Here is a 19,198-nt window from a genome sequence, read left to right on the forward strand (position 1 = left end):
ACGGGGAGCAGTGTGCCGACCGCCGGTGCCGAGGTCGAGTGCGCGATTCGGGTCAGCGGTAGACGAGGGTCCCGTCGTCGAGGTCGGCGGCGGGGAGGATCTCCCGCTCCTCGACGTACTCGTGCAGGTGGGTCCACGGCTCCCGGTCGCCCTGCTTGGGCATCAGGTGCAGCGAGCGGGCGAGGTAGCCGGGGTTGAAGTTGGCCGGGTCGACCCACGGCCCGAGCGGCATGTCGGCGTCCTCGGGGCGCAGCTCCGGGACGACCATCGACGCCCCCTTCTCGTCCATGTGCGCGAGCAGCCGGCAGACGAAGTCGCTGATCAGGTCGGCGCGCAGGGTCCAGCTGTGCCGGAAGTAGCCGAACACGTAGGCGAGGTTCGGCAGCCCGGTGAACATCAGCCCGCGGTAGGTGACGGTCTCGGCGAAGTCCACCGGCCGACCGTCGACGGTGAAGGCGATGTCGCCGAAGACGCTGAGGTCGAAGCCGGTGGCGGTGACGATGACGTCGGCCTCGAGCTCCTCCCCGGACGACGTCCGGATGCCGGTCTCGGTGAACGTCTCGATCGTATCGGTGACGACGGAGGCCTTCCCCTCGCGGATCGCGGTGAACAGGTCCCCGTCGGGGAGGACGGCGATGCGCTGCTGCCACGGCCGGTAGGAGGGGTTGAAGTGCTTGTCGATGTCGACGTCCGGCGGCAGCTGCGGGCGCATCGACTCGATGAGGAACTCCCGGGCCAGGTCCGGGGACTCGGCCGAGATCCGGGTCAGCTCGTTGAGCTCGGCGATGTAGGCGCGGCGGAGGATCTCGTGCGTCCACTCCTCCGGGACGTCGAGCGCGCGCAGCGTCGTCGCCAGCTCGTGGGTCTTGGGACGGGCGAAGAAGAAGGTGGGCGAGCGCTGCAGCATGGTCACGTGCGCGGCGGTCTCGGCGATGGCCGGGATGAGCGTCGCGGCGGTCGCGCCGGAGCCGATGACGACCACCTGCTTGCCGGTGAGGTCCAGGTCCGCGGGCCACTGCTGCGGGTGGACGACCGTGCCGCGGAACCGGTCGGTGCCCGGCCACTCGGGCGTGTAGCCCTGGTCGTGCTTGTAGTAGCCCTGGCACATCCAGAGGAAGTCGGTGGTGAACACCAGCTCCTCACCGGTGTCGCCGCGGGTGACCTCGACGGTCCAGCGGCGGTCGTCGGACGACCAGGTGGCGGCGGTGACCCGCTGCTCGTGGCGGATGTGGTCGTCCAGGCCGTTCTCCCGGATGACCTCGTCGAGGTAGCGGAGGATCTCCTCGGACGACGCGATGGACGGCCCGCGCCAGGGCTTGAACCGGTAGCCGAAGGTGAACAGGTCGCTGTCGGACCGGACGCCGGGGTACTGGTGGGTCTTCCACGTGCCCCCGTGGCTCTCCAGGGCGTCGAGGACGACGAGCGACTTGCCGGGGAACCGTTCCTTGAGGTGGTAGGCGGCCCCGATCCCGGAGATGCCCGCGCCCACGATCAGCACGTCGACGTGCTCGACCCGCTGGTCGGTGGTCGTCCCGGCCGGCTGCGTCATCGTCATGCTCGTCCCCCTCGGTCCGTGCGCCAGTGCACCCCGTGGTTCTACCCCCATTGGCGTTGATCATGTGATGTGGACCACACTCGGCCGGGACGACGTTCCTCGGCCGAGCACGGGAGTCCCGTTGAGCACACCGACCATCCACGAGCCGCGCACCGTCGACGTCGGGGACATCACCGTCGCCGTCCAGGAGTACGGCGAGGGCGAGCCGTTGCTGATCATCAACGGCACGAGCCAGTCGCTGGGCTTCTGGGTGGAGCTGGCGCAGGCGTGGGCCGGCCGGCACCGGGTGGTCACCTACGACCTGCGCGGGATGGGCGGCTCGACCCGCGGCGCGGACCCGTTCAGCGTGCGGTCGCTGGCCGATGACGCGCTCGGCCTGCTCGACGCGCTGGAGATCGAGCGCACCCACGTGCTCGGCTATTCGCTGGGCAGTGCGATCGCGCAGGAGGTGGCGCTGGCCGCACCGGACCGGGTCGCCTCACTCGTCCTGTACTGCACGTGGGCCCGGTCGGACGGCTTCCAGCGGGCGATGATGACCGGACTCGCGCACCCCTGGCGGATCGGCGACGTCGAGGCAGGGCTGGGCGCGCTCGGTGTGGCGTTCTCCCCGCAGCTGCTGGACAGCCCGGAGTTCGGGAAGCTGATCACCGAGCTGCTGCCGCTGTTCCCGTCGACGCCGGAGCAGGTCCAGACCTGCGCCGAGCAGTGGGACGCCGACATGGGCCACGACACGCTCGACCGGCTGGGCCTGATCGCCGCGCCGACGCTGGTGGTCGCCGGCGAGCAGGACCTGCTGACCCCGCCGTGGCACGGCAAGCAGGTCGCCGAGGCGATCCCCGGCGCGCGGCTGGAGATGTTCACCGGCCCGGGCTCCAGCCACGCGCTCGGCATGGAGCGCGCCGAGGAGTTCGTCCCTCTGGTCGCCGACTTCCTCGCCGCCCACCCCATGTCCTGACCCCGTCCGCCGTCGTCTCACCAAGAGCGCGCTCTTGGTGGCGGGAAGCCGGGAAGGCTCAGGCGGCGGGCAGGTGACCGGCGAGATGCCGCACGAGCGCGCCGCGGGTGGCGGGACTCAACGGCCCCTGCTTGAGCAGCCGGCGGACCACACCTCTGGGACCCAGCAGCGCGATGCCGTCGAGCTGGTTGTCGACGAGTGGCAGGTCAGCGTCCACGAAGCAGAGTGCGAGGTGGACGGTTACCGACGTGCCGTCAGGTAGCTGGTCGAGGACGCGGCGAACGACCTGGTGTTGGCGCTGGACCGAGTCGAGGAGGCGCGTCTGGTCGTGCCCACGGATCAGCAGCTGCTGCTCCGGCCGGGACAGCAGACCACCACGCCGCTTGATGCGGACCGCGGCTCCTCGGTAGCGCTTGACGTCCACGATGTGCACGCCGTTCGGAGCAACAGCCAGGACGTCGATGTCGCCGTCCCGCCCCCGCGGGCTCAGCCGCCGGTTGAAGAGGAACTCGACCTCGTCGCCGCAACGCCGCATCAACTGCTCGGCGACCTGGACCTCGGCGGTCGCACCGCGTCGGAAGTTCGCCGTGGTCGCCGGCTCATCACCGAGGGCGAGGATCAGACCACCCAGGCGCGGGTGACGGCTCCGCACCTCCCGCTCCCGCCTGGTTCGCCGTTGCTCGTACTCGCGTAACAACGACCCACCTGGCGTCCCGCGATCGAGGTCCCCCCGCTCCATGGCAACAGTGGACCGCCAGCTGGGCTCTCGGCGCGTCCCTCGTGCGGGTGTCCCACGGGACGGCTGCTTCCCGAGTGCACCGACGGGACCATCGGCGTCAGCACGAGGGGACGCGCGCAGAGCGGCTCCGACGAGGACCTCGCGACGTCAGCGAGGCTGACCGCATGACGAGCACCGCGGTCACGGACGACGTACTGGCGGCCTTCTCTTCGCTGCGACAGCACCAGCGCAACGGCCAGCGCTCCCCGCACAAGCCGTTGCTCGCGCTCTTGGCCCTGGGACGGCTGGCCGCCACCGGCTCGAGCGACGTGCCGTGGTCGGTGGCCGAGCAGGAGCTGGCCGACCTCATCGCCGAGTTCGGGCCGGCGTCCAACACCGGGCGAGCGCAGAGCGCTGCCTATCCGTTCACCCGGCTCCGGGCGGACGGCATCTGGACGTTGGATGCGGACGTCGGAGACGACAAGGTGTCGCCGCTGCGCGCGGGCGTCACCGGCCGGTTCGAGGCGTCCCTGGAGCGGCGGCTCTGGGACGATCCGGCGCTGCTCGAGACCGTTGCGCGGACACTCGTGGACTCCCACTTCCCACCGACCGTGGCTGGCGACGTCCTGGTGGCCGTGGGCCTGGATGCAGAGGTGCCGCCGACCGAGCTGCCCTCCACGACGGTGCGGAAGCGGAGTCAGGCCTGGCGGACTGCCGTGCTGCAGGCCTGGGACGAGCAGTGCGCCTTCTGCGGGTTCGACGGTCGATCCGGCGGGATGGCCATCGGCGTCGAGGCGGCGCACGTGCGGTGGTTCGCGCTGGACGGTCCAGACGATCTGGACAACGGGCTGGCTCTCTGCTCGCTCCACCACAAGCTGTTCGACCGCGGCGCCCTCGGACTGGACGACGGGCTCACGGTCATCGTGTCGCAGCGGTTCTCGGCGCGGACGCCGTCCGGGCGGGCGGTCTACGCACTGCATGGCCGCCCACTCGACCCCCGTCCGGGCACCCAGCCTCCCGCCGCCTCCCACGTCAGCTGGCACCGCCGTCAGGTCTTCCAGGGGACGCCGCTCGCGGGCTGACCACCCGCCGGGGTGACGTCGACGCTCGAGCCGATCACGGCGCGGCTGCCCGCTGTTCTGATGAGCCGGTGAAGCTGGCGACCTGGAACTGCTGCGGGAAGTTCGGCACGAACCTCCCCCACCTCCTCGGCGAGGGTGTCGACGTGGCCGTCGTCTGCGAGGCCTCGTCGCTGCCCGAGTGGCCGACCGGCGCCGGCGATCGAGCAGTGACGCACCTGAGCCACCGTGTGACGCCGGAGAGCCCGAAGGAGCTGGCCGTCCTCGCCTGCGCACCGTGGTCGGTCAGCCGCCACGAGCGGGCCGACTCGGCGCCCGCGTGGACGCTGCCGGTGCGGGTCGACGGACCGGTGCCCTTCGTCCTCGTCGGCGTGTGGACGGTGGTCTCTCCCGGTCAGCCGAGCTACGTCGACCAGCTCGACCGGGCGGCCGACTGGATCGAGCAGCTGGACACGTCCGAGCCGGTCGTGCTGGCCGGCGACTTCAACGCACCGATCAGCTCGAGCCAGAGCCAGTACCGCACGGTCGTCAGCCGGCTCGAGGACCTCGGCCTAGTGGACGCCTACCGCGCGACCCGAAGTCTGGATGCCGACGAGTCACCCGTTGACCCGACCTACTTCCACCACTGGCGGCAGGACCGGCCCTTCCACATCGACCACCTGATGGTGCCGTCCGCCTGGAGCGACGCCCTCACCGTCCAGGTCGGCGACTTCGGCACCTGGGTGGCATCACGGCGCAGCGACCACGTCCCGCTGATCGCCGACATCAAGGACGACGTCGCCGACGTCTGACGGTCGTTCTCCGCCAAAGGCGCGCTCTTGGCGGACGGCCGACGAAAGGCTCAGGCGGCGAGGGGCAGGGCGTCGGTCGTGGCCCAGCCGGGCGGCAGTGCGCGGGCGAGCTCGCCGCCGCGGACGGCGAGGAACGGGCGGGTGAGGCGCTCCTTCTCGATCCGGTCCCAGACGGCCAGCAGCTGCGACACCCAGCGCGCCAGGGTCAGCGCGTCGCTGGCCAGCGGGTCGCCGGCGACCTCGGCGCGAGGCCGGGTGGGGATCCGCGGCCAGCGCGGGGTCACCAGGCTGCGCTTGGACGACGGCAGAGACGCGACGTGCGCGGCGAAGGCGGTGTCCAGCGCGCTGGTCTCAGCGACGATGGCCATCGCCAGGGCGCCCACGTCGGCACCGCGGCCGAAGCGGAGCGCGGCCTTCTCGGTGGTGACGAGCACCCGGCCCACCAGCAGCCGGGCGATCCGGTCGTCGTCGGACGGCAGCACCCAGGCGCCGGCCATCGTCGACTCCAGGCCCTCGCCGACGTTCACGTGCCAACCCACGACCCGGTCCTCGACCGGCTGGTCGATGACGACGACTCCGCGCATCTCGTTCTCCTGGCACTGAGCGACCGGTCCGTTCCGGCGTGTGGGTGCAACGTGGCAGAGGAAACGCGCCCGACTGATCAACGTCGCGAAGTCGTGACATCACCCGTCCCGAACGCCACACGAGTCGCAGTGGGCGCCCCGGCGGACTCCTCAGGTCGTCGGCAGCGCGTCCCGCCACTCGATCCCGCGGCTCTCCGCGGCGACGGCGTCCATCACGTCCATCACCGGTTCGACGGTGAAGGAGAAGGCCGCGAACACGGTGCAGAGGAACTGCAGGTCCTCGGCGCTGTCGGTCTCGATGACGGCGTAGCCGCCGAACTCGCCGACGCGGACGAGGAACTGGTGGAACGTCAGGCTCTCGGGCATGTCCCAGACCGCGAAGACGGACAGGATCCGCTTCTGCGCGGCTTCGTACTCGGCGGCCGAGCCGGTCGGCCGCTCCCGCCAGGTCACGAGGTACTTCATCGCCATCTCACCTCACCAGCGATCGGGTGCGAACACGCTTCGCCCGGCCGCTACGGCTCACAAGCGACGTGGCCACGAGTCGCCGGTCGCCGAGCCGCGAGCACGCATGTCCCTCACCGTCCGCAGCCGGGACCGCCCATGCGGCAAGGTGGAGCGATCGCCGTCCCGAGGAGCGACATGTCATCGATCCGCCCGCCGCTCCTCCTGCTGGACGTCGACGGGGTGCTCAACGCGATGCGCTGGGAGCTGCCGCCGGGTTGGCAGCAGGGCACCTTCAACGGCTACGTGCTGTCCTGGGACCCTACGGTCATCGCCCGGCTGCGCGCGCTGCACGAGTCCGGCCGGGTGGAGATCCAGTGGCTGACCACCTGGGCGGAGAACGCCGACCTGCTGCTCGCCGAGCCGCTGGGCCTGCCGCGCGGACTGCGCGAGCGCTCCGGCGGACGCGCCAAGCCCACCGGCTTCGTGGGTCGGCTGGGCGGGCAGTCCGGCTGGTGGAAGCTCACCGCCGCGCAGGAGGTGGCCGAGGAGGACCCCGGCCGGCGGATCGTCTGGATCGACGACGACCTGGCCGAGCAGGCCGCGGAGACCGGCGAGTGGCTCGCCGCGAACCCGCACGTCCTCGTCATCGCACCCGACCTGTTCACCGGCCTGACCCACGAGCAGCTCGACGCCGTCGAGGCATGGCTGTAGTGGAGTGCCAGCGCGCGGAAAACGATGCGCTGGCACTCCACAAGAGCTCACATCCAGCGGGGGTCGGGTGGGAGCCGGGGGTTGAGCAGGTGGGCGACGAGCGCCGTCCAGCCGGTCTGGTGGGTGGCGCCCAGGCCCTCGCCGGTGTCGCCGTCGAAGAACTCGCTGAACGTCGGGTGCTCCCGCCACAGCGGTGAGTCGCTGGCCTCGATCCGGTCGCCGTCGGCCGGCCGCTTGCCGTCGACCGAACGGAACAGCGCCGTCAGCGAGTTGTCGATCAGGTCTGCGGCGTCGACCAGCGTGCAGCGGTTCCCCGACCCGGTGGGCAGCTCGATGGTGAACGAGTCGCCGTAGTGCCGGCCCAGCGTGCGCAGCTTGTCTGCCAGCAGCACGTTGACCGGAAACCACACCGGCCCACGCCAATTGGAGTTGCCGCCGAACAGCCCGGTGCGCGACTCCCCCGGCTCGTACTCGATCGACACGTCGCGCCCGCCGACGTTCGCGAACACCTGCCCGGTCGACTTCGACAGCGAGCGGATGCCGAACGGCGACAGGAACTCCGCCTCGTCGAACATCCGCTGCACGATCCGCTCCAGCCGGGTGCGGTCCACCAGCGAGAGCAGCATCTTGCGGCCCTCGGGCGCCCGACGGCTGGTCAGCGGGCCCATCAGCTCCGGACGCCGCTTCTGCAGCCAGCGCACCCGGTCGGCGACGTCGGGCAGCCGCTCGCTCACCCACGCCGGGATCTCGGTGGCACCGAGGATGGGCAGCAGGCCGACCATCGAGCGCACCCGCAGCGGCTCCGGCGAGCCGTCCGGGGCGACCAGGACGTCGTAGAAGAAGCCGTCGTCGTCGTCCCAGAGCGACACCTCGTGCGAGCCGAAGGCGTTCATCGCCTCGGCGATGGACAGGAAGTGCTCGAAGAACTTGGTGACCGTGCCGTCCCACGCCTTGTCGAACTGGGACAGCTCGAGGGCGATCTTCAGCATCTGCTGGCAGTAGAACGCCATCCAGCTGGTCGCGTCGGACTGCTCCAGCCGGTAGCCCGGGGGCAGCGGCGCAGACCGGTCGAACAGCGCGATGTTGTCCATCCCGAGGAAGCCGCCCTCGAAGACGTTCGAGCCGTCGGCGTCCTTGCGGTTGACCCACCAGGAGAAGTTCATCAGCAGCTTGGTGAACACCCGGATGAGGAACTGCTGGTCGCGGTAGCCGTCGATCCGGTAGACGTGCCACGCGGCCCAGGCGTGCACCGGCGGGTTGACGTCGCCGAACGCCCACTCGTAGGCGGGCAGCTGACCGTTGGGGTGCATCGCCCACTCGCGGCACATGAGCACGAGTTGTTCCTTGGCGAAGTCCGAGTCGACGTGCGCCAGCGGGATGGTGTGGAAGGCGGTGTCCCACGCGGCGAACCACGGGTACTCCCACTCGTCGGGCATCGAGATGACGTCGGCGAGCGCGAGGTGCCGCCAGCCGGTGTTGCGCCTTCCGCGCTGGCGCCGTCCCTCCGGTGCCGGGGCGTCGGGGTCGCCGTCCAGCCAGCGGGCGACGTCGAAGCGGTACAGCTGCTTGGTCCACAGCAGACCGGCGTAGGCGCGGCGGGCCACGTGCCGGTCGTCGTCGGAGAGCCCGGGGTGGATGACGCTGGCGTAAAAGTCGTCGGCCTCGGTCTTCCGCTGGCCGAGGACCTCGTCGAACTCCGCGCCGAACATCCGGGCGTCGGACTCCTGCTGGCGCAGCCGCAGCTTGACGGTGACGGTCTGGCCGGGCTCGACGGAGTCCCACTGGTACCAGAACGCGGCCTTGGTGCCGGTGACGTCGGGGTTGACCGCGGACTTGTCCTCGCCGACGACGCGGCGGTTGATGCCGTCCTTGGGGTACTCGGTGCTGTTCCGCTCGGCGCCGAACAGGGCGACGGCGTTGGTCTCGTTGTCGCAAGCCAGGACCTCCGGCTCGCCGTCGGCGGCGAGCACCCAGCGGCCGAGGTAGCCGTGCTCGGCGACGACGGTGGGGACGTCGGCGTCCGGGGTGAAGGTCAGCGTGGGCTTGCGGTCGTCGAGGCCCCAGGACCAGGTGTTGCGGAACCAGACCTGCGGCAGCAGGTGCAGCGGCGCCGCCTCGGGCCCGTGGTTGGTGGCGGTGACGGTGATGCAGACGTCGTCCGGCGACGCCTTGGCGTAGGTCAGCTGGACGTCGAAGAACCGGTCCTCGTCGAGCACGCCGGTGTCGCTGAGCTCGTACTCGCGCTCGAGCCGGCTGCGCTTGGCGTTCTCCTCGCGCAGCTGCGCGTAGGGGTACTCGGCCTGCGGGTAGCGGTAGAGCCACTGCATCCAGGAGTGCGTGGGGGTGCCGTCGATGGCCCACCAGTGCTCCTTGGCGTCCTCGCCGTGGTTGCCCTCGCCGTTGGTCAGGCCGAACAGCCGCTCCTTGAGGACCGGGTCCTTGCCGTTCCACAGCGCGACGCCGATGTTGAGGAAGCCGTAGCGGTCGCAGATGCCGCCCAGGCCGTCCTCGCCCCAGCGGTAGGTGCGGGCGACGGCGTGGTCGAAGGGGAAGGACGCCCAGGCGTCACCGTCGGCGGAGTAGTCCTCGCGGACGGTCCCCCACTGCCGACCGGCCAGGTACGGGCCCCACGTGCGCCACGGCGCGCCCATGTCGCCGGACTCGGCCAGCCGCGCGTGCTCGGCGCTGCGGGGTGCGGTGGTGTCCTGAGGACCGGGCGGTGGAGTGGCGCCGGAGGCACCGGGCACGGCAGAAGACACGACTTCCACAGTGCCACGGCGCGGACGACGAACTCGTTACGCCGGTGGACAGACCTCGTCACATCTGACCGGCGACCTCGTCACAACTTGGGATCGATCCCGGAGCAGAGACGCCGATGCCCCGCCCTCCGTTCGGAGGACGGGGCACCGGGCCGAGCGAGGTCAGCGGGCGCCGACGCCCCGCCAGTAGGCGTTGAGTGCGCCGTTCGTCTTGATCAGCCAGACCAGCGGGCCGATGACGATGATCGCTCCGAGGATCGCCCACAGGCCGGTCGTCGCGCTGACCGGACGGGGCCGGCCCTGCCGGGCGTACAGGTTGCCGATCTCGTTCGGCAGCGCGAAGGCGTTGACCAGGCCCCCGGTGAAGATGCCGAACAGCAGACCGACGACACCGCCGAAGCCCTCGCCGGAGTGCTGCTTCATCTCCTCGTGCGTGGCGTAGTAGTAGTACAGCGAGTAGATCCCGAAGGTGATGATGCTCAGGCCGATGACCGCCCAGGTGCTGCGCACCTTGCCGATCGGGCCCAGCGGCCGGCCGTAGGGGGCCCGGAGCCGCCTGCATGCCATCGGCTGCAGGTATCCGCTGGTCGGCTGCTGCCCGTACTGGTCGAAGGGCTGCGGCGCGTACTGGCTGGGCGCGTAGTTGGTCGGCATCGGCGGCACCGGCGGAGTGGCAGGCTGACCGGTCGGCTGGTCGAGAGTGGACATGGTTCCCCGTTCATCGGCGTCGGCTCGTCCGACGGCGTCCGCGAACGCTAAGCGGCACGGGTCCGTCCTAATCGCCATTTCCGACATGTCGCCGAACCCTGTGACCTCGCCAGTCGCTGACTTCCCTGGGCCCTCACGAGCACCAGGACAAGCCCTAGACGATCGCCCGGTCGACGAGCTGCTGTTGGACGTACGAGGGCAGCGAGACGTCGACGAACAACTCGCCCACGTTGAAGTAGGTCCCTCCGCGCGCCTGCCGAGCTTCGACGATGGACTCGGCGTGCTGAACCTCGATGCCGCAGACCTGAGCGATGACCGCGGCCGGCGCGCTGTTGAGGTCGATCAGCCCGCCGTCGTCGAACCCACGACGCAGGTCGGGTCGCCCCACCCCCAGCTCGCGCGCCAGCGACGGGTCGGAGTTCCACATCTTCCGTGCCTCATCGCGTCGCTGACGCCCAGCGAGCGCCCGTGCGACAGCTGGGTCGGCGTGCGCCGGAACGGCGGGCGGGGTCGCATAGACGTCGCGCCGAATGCCTCGCAGCTGGACGCAGGCCGCGATGGTGACCGCGACGACGGTGAAGCCAGCGACCGCACTGAGGGAGGAGTCCTCGGCCTCTGGCGAGCCCGATGATGGTGTGATCGCCAGCAACAGGACGAGGAAGAGGTCCACGGCTGTGTAGGCGATCGCCATGGTCCGCAACGCGGGTCGCCGCAGTCGGCTGTAGGCATGCCAGAACGGGACGGCGGCCAGGAACCCCGCGGTGAAGACGGTGACGAAGAAGTACCAGAGTCCCGGGCTCTTCCTCTCAGCCTCCACGAGCGCATTGAATGCCTGGAGAGGCGCGCTCGGCTTCTGGTTCATCGGGCGCGAGGGGTGACTCACGTGTGCTCCTGGTTCGTGATGGAGGACCGAGGTAGGTGGCCCGCTTCCAAACGGTGACACGCTTCCGTCCGTTTTCCGTGGACCTGGGACCGGGCGTCCGATCAGCGACTGCTCGATCTAGCAGTCGATCGGTGTCCAGGTCTTGCCGCCCGGCGCGTAACTGCGGCAGCCGGTGTAGCCGCTGGCTCCACCCGACGAGCCCGAGCGGGAGTCGTCGTTCGACGAGGTCGGGGCTGCTGTCCGGGGCGCACTGGACGACGGGCGCGCGGGAGTGGCGGTCTGGCGCGATGCGGCTTGGTCGGCTGCATGCCTCGCCGCCTCGGCGGCCGCTTCGTCCGCCTGCCTCTGAGCGGCCTCAGCGGCGGCCCGCCTGGCAGCCTCCTCCGCCGCCTCGCGGGCCGCCTTCTCCGCCGCTTCGCGGGCCGCCTTTGCCGCGGCGGCGTCCAACCGCTGCTGCTCCGCGGCGCGGGCACTGCTGTTGGCCGACTGCGCCTGGGCGAGGCGCGACAGGGCGGCTGTCACCCGGCCTCGGAGGATCGCGGTCGCCCCCGCGCTGTGCGCGGCCATCGGGAAGACGTCGGTCGGACCGGACAGAACGCCCGAGAGAGCCTTCGCGGTCACGATCACCGCAGCGACATCACCGGCGTGAGTGTCGTACTCAGACAGTGGGGCGCTGCTCGTCGGGGCCTGGCTGACGACGGTCGCGGCCGCGTCCTCGACCGCGCTCACCTGAGCGGGGACGGTGCACTCCAGGGACCCCGAGTGAAGACCGCGGCCAGCGATCTCGGCTTCTCGTTGCGCAGTCTGCACCGGGCTCAGGTACTTGGTGTTCGCCCCTACGGACATGGCGACGCCGTAACCGGCTCGAGCGATCTCCGCGTCGATGAACTCGTCACCGAGGAAGACCGCAGCGAGCTCGCGTCCGTACTTGTCCGACTTCTCCTGGTCCCACTCGAGTCGTACGTCCGTGCCCACAGGAAGTCGGCCGGCGAGGAACTCCGACGCCTCCGGACCCATGCACTCGACCGGCTTGTTGGGGTCTACCGATTCCGGGGCATTCACGTTGAGCAAACGGACTCGATGCGTCTCACCGTCGTACTGGACGTCGATCGTGTCCCCGTCGACGACCTTGGTCACCGTGGCAGTGGTGGCGTCGTCCGTTGCGGCGTGGATGACACCACCACCAACGATGACCGTCGCGGCCAACACTGCTGTCGCAGCCTTGTGTGCACCAGCAATGGCCAGCAGCCCGTTCACGATCGACGTCCCCCCGTAAGTCTGCACCGTGCGGGCAGAACTCGACCAACGTAAAGGGCGTTTCGGTTCCGCTGTGTGCGCGACGCCCGCTCATCACCCCCTCGGATGACCGGCGTGTGATTCGGCGGCCGACGACCTCTCTCGCGTTCCGCGAGACACGAGCCGCGTCCTGCCAGAAAGGTGCGCCTTGCCCGCTTCGCCGCCTGTCAGCCGGGACGGCGTGGCGCGCTGATCACCCGGTCGAACTCGGCCGGCGCGAGCGGTCGGCCGGGCAGCGGCTCGCCGGTCGGGCGGAGGCCGTCCAGGGCCAGGCCGAGCACCCGGCGCCACACCCCGGGCACGACGTCCCGCGCCCGCTCGGTCACCGCGGCGACCATCACCGGGATCAGCGCGAGGTCGGTGGTGGTGACCTCGGGGCGGACCTGCCCCCGCTCCTGGGCGCGCCGCAGCAGCTCCCCGACCACCGGTGCGATCCGCTCGGTCGCCTCCCCCGCCCGGGCCCGGCCGTCGGGCCCGAGCATGAACTCGCGCAGCCCGCGGTCGGCGGCCTGCAGGTCGACCACCCGCTCGAAGAAGCCCCGCAGCGCCGACCACGGATCCGCCTCGGCCAGCGCTGCGTCGGCGAGCGCGCCGACCTGCTCCAGCTGGTCCACGAACAGCGCCAGCATCAGGTCGGCGCGTTCGGGGAAGCGGCGGTACACGGTGCCGACGCCCACGTCGGCGGCGCGGGCCACCTCGTTTTGGGTCACCGCCTGACCGGTCTCGGCGAACAGCCGGCGGGCCGCGGCGAGGATGCGGTCGCGGTTGCGCTCGGCGTCCCGCCGCAACCGCCCCGCCCCCTCCGGCGTCACCGGGCTCGTCACGCCGCCTCCGGAACTGCCTCCGGGGCCGCTCCGCGGGCGGCGAGAACCTCGCGGACCGGCGTCCACTCCCGCGGGCCGTAGCGGTCGTTGTCCAGCGGGCCGAGCTTCCCGATGCCGCTGAACATGCTGTGCAGGTACTGCATCCCCTGCCAGGCGGGGAACGGCGCCTCCTCGTCCCGGGACACCGCGCGACCGACCTTGGCCGCGCCGCCGAGCAGACCCAGCGGGCCGGCGTAGGTCGGGCGGAAGGTGCGCCCGGTGAGCTCGGTCATCGTCCGCGCCAGGTCGCGCGCGGAGACCTCGCTGCCGGCGATCTCGAGGTAGCGCGGCGCGTCCGGGTCGAGCGCGGCGTCGGCGGTGAAGGCCGCGGTGTCGTCCTTGGTGGTGAAGTCGAGCAGCTGGTCGGCGTCGTGCCAGTAGAGGACCCGGTCGCGGTCGAACAGCACCAGCGGCGCCTGGCCGGTGAGCATGTCGGCGAAGGCGCCGTTGAGCACCGACGTCGCCCGGATCGGGGCGCGGTCGAGCACCCGGGCGAAGTCGCGGCGCATCTCGAAGTTCCGGTTCGAGCCCGGTGCGACGCGGCGGTAGTCGGCGGCGTAGTCCGAGGGGATGAACCGCGGGACGCCGGCGGCGACGGCGGCGTCCAGCAGTTGGGTCTGCGCGTCGACGATCACCGACCAGACCCCGCTGATGGTCGAGACGACGACGTCGGCACCCTCGGAGGCCTGCCGGAGCGCCGCCGCGTCGTCGTAGTCGGCCACCGCCACTGTGGCGCCGAGGTCGAGCAACCTCTGCTGCTTCTCCGGACCGGCGCCGGAACGGGTGAGGGCACGGACGTCGGCGCCCCGGGCGACGAGGGCGCGCGCGGTGCGCGCACCCAGGTCGCCGCTGGCGCCGGCGAGCAGGACGGTGGTCATCGGGTTCTCCTCGTTGGAGACGAAGCGGATCGGGTCGTCCGCTTCGTCTCCAGCGACCGTACGCCTACCGGATAGACCTATCCACTTGAGCTCAGTTGCCGGCGTAGGCCGAGACGCCGAAGTGCCGCTCGCCCTGCGCGTCCTCCTGCACGAGCACGGTGTACGCCTGCCCGTTGATGACCGCGGCACAGGTGTCGCCGTCGCACTCCACGGTTTCCACGGAGGCGCCCTGCGACGCGACGTTCTTAGCGACGGCTGCCTCGGTATCGGAGTTCCGGTCGTCGATCCGGTCCTTGTAGAGCATCACGCCGGCGATCGCGACGGCCGCGACGACCACGGCGACCATCAGCGTGATCAGCGTGGCGGTGTGCCGGGCGACCCAGCCGGGCTCGGTGTCGGTCTCCGGGACGTTGCCGAGCGTGCCCTCGCTGACCGACGGCGCCGCGGCGCCCGGCTCGAAGGTCGTGGCGCCGGCGGGCTGGGCGGACGGCGTCTGCGGGTCGGTCGGGGTGGTGCCGTCGGTGCTCATCGGGGCATGCCTCTTCTGGGTGCGGGGTCCGGGGGTGGCCGGGGCGTCATGCAGCTCGCCGGCCGTCCGCCACGGTGCCACAACCGCCTGTGCCCCCCGCCCGGCGTCCCCTTCCACCGAAGGCGCGCTCCCGGTGGAGAGGCGTCAGCGCCCTGGCGGGTGCGCGGTCAGAGGTCGGGGGCGCACTCCCCGGCGCCCAGCTGCGCCAGTCCGGTGAGGTCGCCCTCGGCGAGGTCGGTCTGCGCACCGCCCGGGGCCATCACCTCGGCCGGGTCGTCGACGTGGTCCAGCCCGACCAGGTGCCCGAGCTCGTGCAGGACGATCCCGCGGGCCACCCCGCGCGCATCGGTGTCGGCGAGGGCGGTGGCGAACCAGTCCGCGTCCAACTCCACGGCTCCGGTCACGTAGACGCCCGTGCCCGTCGCCGTGTACAGGTCACGGCTGCTGGCCAGGCCGACGACGTCGCCGGCGAAGTCGGGCACCTCGGCGCCGGTGGCCCAGCTGACCAGCACCGGCGCCCAGCGATCGCCGTACCGGTCGGGTTGGTAACTCGACCGGTCGTGGGACGGCGCCTCGGTGGTCTCGCCGTCGTAGACGAACCGCAGCCCGGTGACCGCGCTGATCTGGGCGATGCTGGCGTGCAGCAGCGCCCGGCCGCCGGCCGGCTCGTGGTCCGGCCGGACGACGTAGTGGATCGGCCGGCAGGGGTCGTAGGTCACCGGGGTGACGCCGTCGTCCTGGACCCGGAGGAACGCGTGCGGTCCTCCGCCCTGCGGCGCGGCGAGTGGCGTGCCCAGCGGCGCAGCAGCTTCCTCCAGGCCCGGTAGCGGGCCCTCGTCGAACTCGTCGGTCGACGTGGTGAGCGACCAGCTGTCGGCCGGCATCGCCTCACCGTCCAGCGATCGCTCGACGAGGACGCTCAACGCGAGGAGCAGGGCCAGGACGGCGACCAGCCCGATGTTGGCGATCCGGACCCGGCCCCACCCCTGCGGCGCGGGCGCGTACGGGCGAGCGGTCACAGCCGCGGCTCGCAGGCGCCCGCGCCGAGCTGCGCCAGCCCGGTGAGGTCGCCGGGGGCGAAGTCGAGGACGGCGGACGTCGTCGGGTACATCAGCTGCGACGGGTCGTCCACGTGGTCCAGCCCGACGACGTGGCCGAGCTCGTGCAGCACGATCGCCCGTGCCACCGCGGCCCCGTTCGGCCAGGTCGCGAGGTCGGCGAACTCGGCCGCGTCCAACTGCACGGTGCCGGTCACGAAGACCGCGGGGCCGTCGCCCGCCGACGTCCCCAGGCTCCCGCCCAGACCGGCCACGTCCGCGGCGAAGTCGGGTTGCTCGGCGACGGTCTCCCAGGTGATGAGCACCGGCGCCCAGCGATCGCCGTACCGGTCGGGCTGGAAGGGCGCGCGCTGGTCGACGAGGTCCTCGTCGGTCGCGCCGTCGTAGACGAACTGCAGCCCGGTCACCTCGGAGACCCGCGCGACGGCGCTCTCGATCAGCGCCTCGCCGCCGACCGGCGCGTTGTCCGGGCGGACGACGTAGTGCACCGGCCGGCACGGGTCGTAGCCGACGGGCGTGACGCCGTCGTCCTGCTGCTGCAGGAAGTCGTACGAGCCGCCCGCCGCAGGCGGAGACAGCGGCGTGCCGAGCGGGTCGTCGGAGGAGTCCGCGCCGGGCGTGGGCATGTCCGGCGCGGCGGAGACCCCGGCAATCGCAGCGGGGTCGGCGAACAGCCCGAACCGGGTCCCCGCGGCGCCGAGCACGACGATGGCCACCACGAGCACGGCGCCACCGACGCCGGTCCAGTTCCGCCGCCTGCGGGCCCGCCGCGGCTCGGTGGGAGCCCAGCTGCGCCACGGCTCCGGCGGGGCAGCCCGCCCGGTCGCCTCGTCGAGCACCCACTGCGGGACCCGGCCCGTGGGCGAGGAGGGCAGCGTGCGCTCCTGGTCGTACTGGCGTCGCACGTTCTCCCCCACCGACTGGCCGATTGCGTTCCGCTTCTCTTGGTAGCGGAGCGCGGGCCTGCGGACGACCCCTCGTCGCCCGGAGGGGTCAGGTGGCGGGGACCAGGTCCCAGCTCGCGGCGGCGATGTCGTCGGCCTCGGTGCGGGACAGGTCCCCGACGGCGACGAGCCGGTCGAGCACGTGCGCCTGCCGGGCCGCGGCCAGATCGGGGTGCACGAACGGGTCGCAGGCCGACGGCGCCTGGAACAGCCCGGCGAGTAGCGTGGCCTGCGGCCAGCTCAGGTCGGCCGGCTCGACGCCGAAGTAGCCCTCGGTGGCGGCGGTCAGGCCGTAGAACCCGTGGCCGTAGTAGCCGTCGTCGAGGTACATCTGGAGCAGCTGGTCCTTGCTCCAGGTGGAGTCCAGCTTCAGCGCGAGGACGACAGACTGCACCCGGTCGGGAAAGCTCTGGCCACCGCCGGCGTAGAGGTTCTTGGCCAGCTGCTGGTCGAGGGTCGAACCACCCTCGTCGTTGCCGGTGAGCGCACCCCAGCCCGCCCGGACGGCGCCGATCGCGTCGATGCCGACGTGGTGCTCGAAACGGCTGTCCTCGGTGGCGATGAGCGCCTGGGCGAGGTTGTCGGGGACGTCGCCCTGCAGCGGCGTGCCGCCGATGGCGGCGAGCTCGGCGGAGACGAGCTGCTGGGCGTCGTCGACGGACGGCGTGACGACCCAGCCGATGCCGAGCAGGACGGCGAACAGGAGCACGACGGCAGCCAGCACCCGCCGGACCCGGCGCAGGAACGTGCGAAGCCGGCGCGGCCGGCGGGCGGTCTGCTGGTGCGACGGCGCAGCGGACGTCACCACTGCCTGGTCGCCTCCTGATCGCCCCGGACGCCCCGGATCGGGACGTCCTGTCGATCATGAGACGCCGACCGGCTGGGAGGTGACTGTCAGTAGCCCGGCTTCACCCCATCGGGCGACGACCGCCGGTCGACCCCGTCCGACGAACACGCGCGGCGCCTTGACCGACAGTGTCGCTGCAACGACACTGTCCGCATGCCTCTGATGACGTCCCAGCAGGCGGCGGAACGGATCGGGGTCTCGGTCCGGCACGTGCAACGGCTGGTGTCCGGCGGCGATCTGGTGGCGATCGGCCCGGACCGGGTCGACGCCGAGTCGGTGGCCCAGTGGCTGGCGCAACGCCAGGGCAGCCGGCTGCGGGCGTGGGAGCAGCCGACCGCCTGGGCTGCGGTCGCGCTGCTCGAGGGCCGGCCGGCCCCGTGGCTCGGCCAGTCACCACGGTCGCGGCTCCGGTCCGCCCTCGCCGAGCTGAGTGGCACCGAGCTGGCGGCTCGCACCCGCAACAGGGCCACCGTGCACCGTTTCCACGCCCATCCCCGGGCGCTCGACCGTCTCGCCCGGGTGGTCGTCGCATCCGGCTCGACCGAGGGCATCGGCGGGCTCACCGCGGCGGCAGACCGGCTCGACGGCTACGTCGACGACGGTGCTCTGCAGCGCCTCGTCGACCGGTACCGACTGGAGACCGACCCGGGGGGCAACACGACGTTGCGCGCGACGGGCATGCCGACCGCCGTGGTGAGTGACCTGGCGGGCGGCCGCAACCTCGTGCTCGCCGGGCTCGACCTCGCCGGGTCCACCGACGCGCGCGAGCGTTCGGCCGGTCACCGCCTCCTGCAGCGCGCGGTCGAGAGCCTGCGTGGCTGAGGTCCTCCGACCGCCGACGCCGCCCGGCGGCTGGGCACGACCGTGGCCGGACGTCGCCGAGCTGGCCGCGGTCGTCCCGGCTGACGCCTGGACACTGATCGGCGGGCTGATGGTGCAGCTGCACGGCGCCCTGGCGGGGCTGCCCGTGGTGCGCCCGACGAACGACGTCGACGTCCTGCTGCACGTCGAGACCGGCCGGGGACGCGCAGCGCAGGTGGCTCGGGCCCTGGAAGAGCTGCACTACGAACTGCGGCCGAGTCTCGATGCCCGTACGGGGACCGCACACCGGTTCGTCCGGGAGGGCGCCGTCGTGGACCTGGTGACGTCCGAGGCCGGTCCCTCGGTCGTCGACGTGGTCGCCGCCGACCACGCCCCACCACGCACCTTGGAACGGTTCCGCGGCTACGACCTCGTCCAGGTCGAGGGAGGGACCCAGGCGCTGCGGCGGACCGTCCTGGCCGAGCTGCAGATCAGCGGGTCGGTGCCGACGACGCTCAGCGTGCCGGACGCCTTCGGGGCGCTGGTCCTCAAGGCCGCCGCGCACCGGGCCGACACCCGCGACCGCGATCGCCACCTCGCCGACGCAGCCGTCCTGCTGGCCTGCGTCGACCCCTTCGAGGAACGCAGCTCGTCGGGCAGCGACCGTTCGCGGCTGCTGCACCTCCAACGACACCTGGTGGATCCGACGGTCTCGGCGTGGCTGGTGCTGCCCGAGGCCGCTCGCCGGAACGGACAGGCAGCGCTCGACCTGCTCTGCTCCTGACCTGGTCC

Annotated in this window: 20 protein-coding genes; 6 read left to right on the plus strand and 14 right to left on the minus strand. The window is 71.8% G+C overall.

The window, feature by feature from the left end; genetic code table 11:
- Positions 1-52: 52 nt before the first annotated feature.
- Positions 53-1,555 carry a flavin-containing monooxygenase gene (locus MODMU_RS19280; protein WP_014742052.1) on the minus strand — a complete coding sequence of 501 codons (1,503 nt, stop codon included), beginning with the start codon at positions 1,553-1,555 and terminating at the stop codon, positions 53-55.
- A gap of 121 nt (positions 1,556-1,676) precedes the next feature.
- Here MODMU_RS19280 and MODMU_RS19285 point away from each other — a divergent pair, with 121 nt between their 5' ends.
- A complete protein-coding gene (locus MODMU_RS19285) occupies positions 1,677-2,510 on the plus strand; it encodes an alpha/beta fold hydrolase (RefSeq protein WP_051144028.1) in 834 nt (277 codons plus the stop codon).
- 58 nt (positions 2,511-2,568) lie between these two features.
- On the opposite strand, the gene MODMU_RS19290 is transcribed toward MODMU_RS19285, so the two are convergent.
- Positions 2,569-3,249, minus strand: a complete 681-nt coding sequence (locus MODMU_RS19290; protein WP_014742054.1) for a nuclease-related domain-containing protein — start codon at positions 3,247-3,249, stop codon at positions 2,569-2,571.
- A 164-nt stretch (positions 3,250-3,413) separates the two neighbouring features.
- On the opposite strand from MODMU_RS19290, the gene MODMU_RS19295 reads away from it, so the two are divergent.
- Both MODMU_RS19295 and MODMU_RS19300 read left to right on the plus strand, forming a co-directional pair.
- Complete coding sequence (locus MODMU_RS19295) at positions 3,414-4,310, plus strand: phosphorothioated DNA-binding restriction endonuclease (RefSeq protein WP_014742055.1); 897 nt, start codon at positions 3,414-3,416, stop codon at positions 4,308-4,310.
- A 68-nt stretch (positions 4,311-4,378) separates the two neighbouring features.
- Positions 4,379-5,098: an endonuclease/exonuclease/phosphatase family protein gene (locus MODMU_RS19300; protein WP_014742056.1), complete on the plus strand. Its 720-nt coding sequence runs from the start codon at positions 4,379-4,381 to the stop codon at positions 5,096-5,098.
- A gap of 50 nt (positions 5,099-5,148) precedes the next feature.
- On the opposite strand, the gene MODMU_RS19305 is transcribed toward MODMU_RS19300, so the two are convergent.
- Together MODMU_RS19305 and MODMU_RS19310 are read right to left on the minus strand one after the other, a co-directional pair.
- Positions 5,149-5,682 carry a hypothetical protein gene (locus MODMU_RS19305; RefSeq protein WP_014742057.1) on the minus strand — a complete coding sequence of 178 codons (534 nt, stop codon included), beginning with the start codon at positions 5,680-5,682 and terminating at the stop codon, positions 5,149-5,151.
- Between the two features lie 150 nt (positions 5,683-5,832).
- Positions 5,833-6,147 carry a DUF3303 domain-containing protein gene (locus tag MODMU_RS19310; RefSeq protein WP_041797223.1) on the minus strand — a complete coding sequence of 105 codons (315 nt, stop codon included), beginning with the start codon at positions 6,145-6,147 and terminating at the stop codon, positions 5,833-5,835.
- Between the two features lie 177 nt (positions 6,148-6,324).
- Between MODMU_RS19310 and MODMU_RS19315 the strand changes: the two genes are divergently transcribed.
- Positions 6,325-6,840, plus strand: coding sequence for an HAD domain-containing protein (locus MODMU_RS19315; protein WP_014742059.1), 516 nt, complete (start codon positions 6,325-6,327; stop codon positions 6,838-6,840).
- A gap of 47 nt (positions 6,841-6,887) precedes the next feature.
- Here the strand turns inward: MODMU_RS19315 and MODMU_RS19320 are convergent, their stop codons facing one another.
- The 10 genes from MODMU_RS19320 to MODMU_RS19365 all read right to left on the minus strand — a co-directional run bounded on the left by MODMU_RS19320 (position 6,888) and on the right by MODMU_RS19365 (position 17,566).
- Positions 6,888-9,599, minus strand: coding sequence for an MGH1-like glycoside hydrolase domain-containing protein (locus tag MODMU_RS19320; RefSeq protein ID WP_197537354.1), 2,712 nt, complete (start codon positions 9,597-9,599; stop codon positions 6,888-6,890).
- Between the two features lie 162 nt (positions 9,600-9,761).
- On the minus strand, positions 9,762-10,253 hold the full coding sequence (locus tag MODMU_RS19325; RefSeq protein WP_231851686.1) for a DUF4234 domain-containing protein: 492 nt from the start codon (positions 10,251-10,253) through the stop codon (positions 9,762-9,764).
- Between the two features lie 208 nt (positions 10,254-10,461).
- A complete protein-coding gene (locus MODMU_RS19330) occupies positions 10,462-11,190 on the minus strand; it encodes a hypothetical protein (RefSeq protein WP_014742062.1) in 729 nt (242 codons plus the stop codon).
- Positions 11,191-11,307: 117 nt separating this feature from the next.
- A complete protein-coding gene (locus tag MODMU_RS27240; protein WP_166503544.1) occupies positions 11,308-12,447 on the minus strand; it encodes a thermonuclease family protein in 1,140 nt (379 codons plus the stop codon).
- A gap of 206 nt (positions 12,448-12,653) precedes the next feature.
- The gene (locus tag MODMU_RS19340; protein WP_014742064.1) at positions 12,654-13,310 is read right to left on the minus strand and encodes a TetR/AcrR family transcriptional regulator; all 657 of its coding nucleotides are present in this window, start codon (positions 13,308-13,310) and stop codon (positions 12,654-12,656) included.
- Positions 13,307-14,227, minus strand: coding sequence for an NmrA family NAD(P)-binding protein (locus tag MODMU_RS19345; RefSeq protein ID WP_014742065.1), 921 nt, complete (start codon positions 14,225-14,227; stop codon positions 13,307-13,309). Before MODMU_RS19345 ends, MODMU_RS19340 begins: the two co-directional genes overlap by 4 nt.
- 91 nt (positions 14,228-14,318) lie before the next feature.
- Positions 14,319-14,756 (minus strand): hypothetical protein, encoded by a 438-nt coding sequence (locus MODMU_RS19350; protein ID WP_014742066.1) that lies wholly within the window; start codon positions 14,754-14,756, stop codon positions 14,319-14,321.
- A 167-nt stretch (positions 14,757-14,923) separates the two neighbouring features.
- Entirely contained in the window at positions 14,924-15,775 is an 852-nt protein-coding gene (locus tag MODMU_RS19355) for a matrixin family metalloprotease (protein WP_014742067.1), read from the minus strand.
- A complete protein-coding gene (locus tag MODMU_RS19360; RefSeq protein ID WP_014742068.1) occupies positions 15,772-16,731 on the minus strand; it encodes a matrixin family metalloprotease in 960 nt (319 codons plus the stop codon). Before MODMU_RS19360 ends, MODMU_RS19355 begins: the two co-directional genes overlap by 4 nt.
- A gap of 76 nt (positions 16,732-16,807) precedes the next feature.
- On the minus strand, positions 16,808-17,566 hold the full coding sequence (locus tag MODMU_RS19365) for a biosynthetic peptidoglycan transglycosylase (RefSeq protein ID WP_014742069.1): 759 nt from the start codon (positions 17,564-17,566) through the stop codon (positions 16,808-16,810).
- 192 nt (positions 17,567-17,758) lie between these two features.
- Here MODMU_RS19365 and MODMU_RS19375 point away from each other — a divergent pair, with 192 nt between their 5' ends.
- Positions 17,759-18,427 (plus strand): helix-turn-helix domain-containing protein, encoded by a 669-nt coding sequence (locus MODMU_RS19375; RefSeq protein ID WP_014742070.1) that lies wholly within the window; start codon positions 17,759-17,761, stop codon positions 18,425-18,427.
- Positions 18,420-19,190, plus strand: a complete 771-nt coding sequence (locus MODMU_RS19380; protein ID WP_014742071.1) for a hypothetical protein — start codon at positions 18,420-18,422, stop codon at positions 19,188-19,190. Before MODMU_RS19375 ends, MODMU_RS19380 begins: the two co-directional genes overlap by 8 nt.
- The last annotated feature ends 8 nt before the right edge of the window (positions 19,191-19,198 follow it).

The organism is Modestobacter italicus, assembly GCF_000306785.1.
In the GTDB taxonomy this organism is placed as follows: domain Bacteria; phylum Actinomycetota; class Actinomycetes; order Mycobacteriales; family Geodermatophilaceae; genus Modestobacter; species Modestobacter italicus.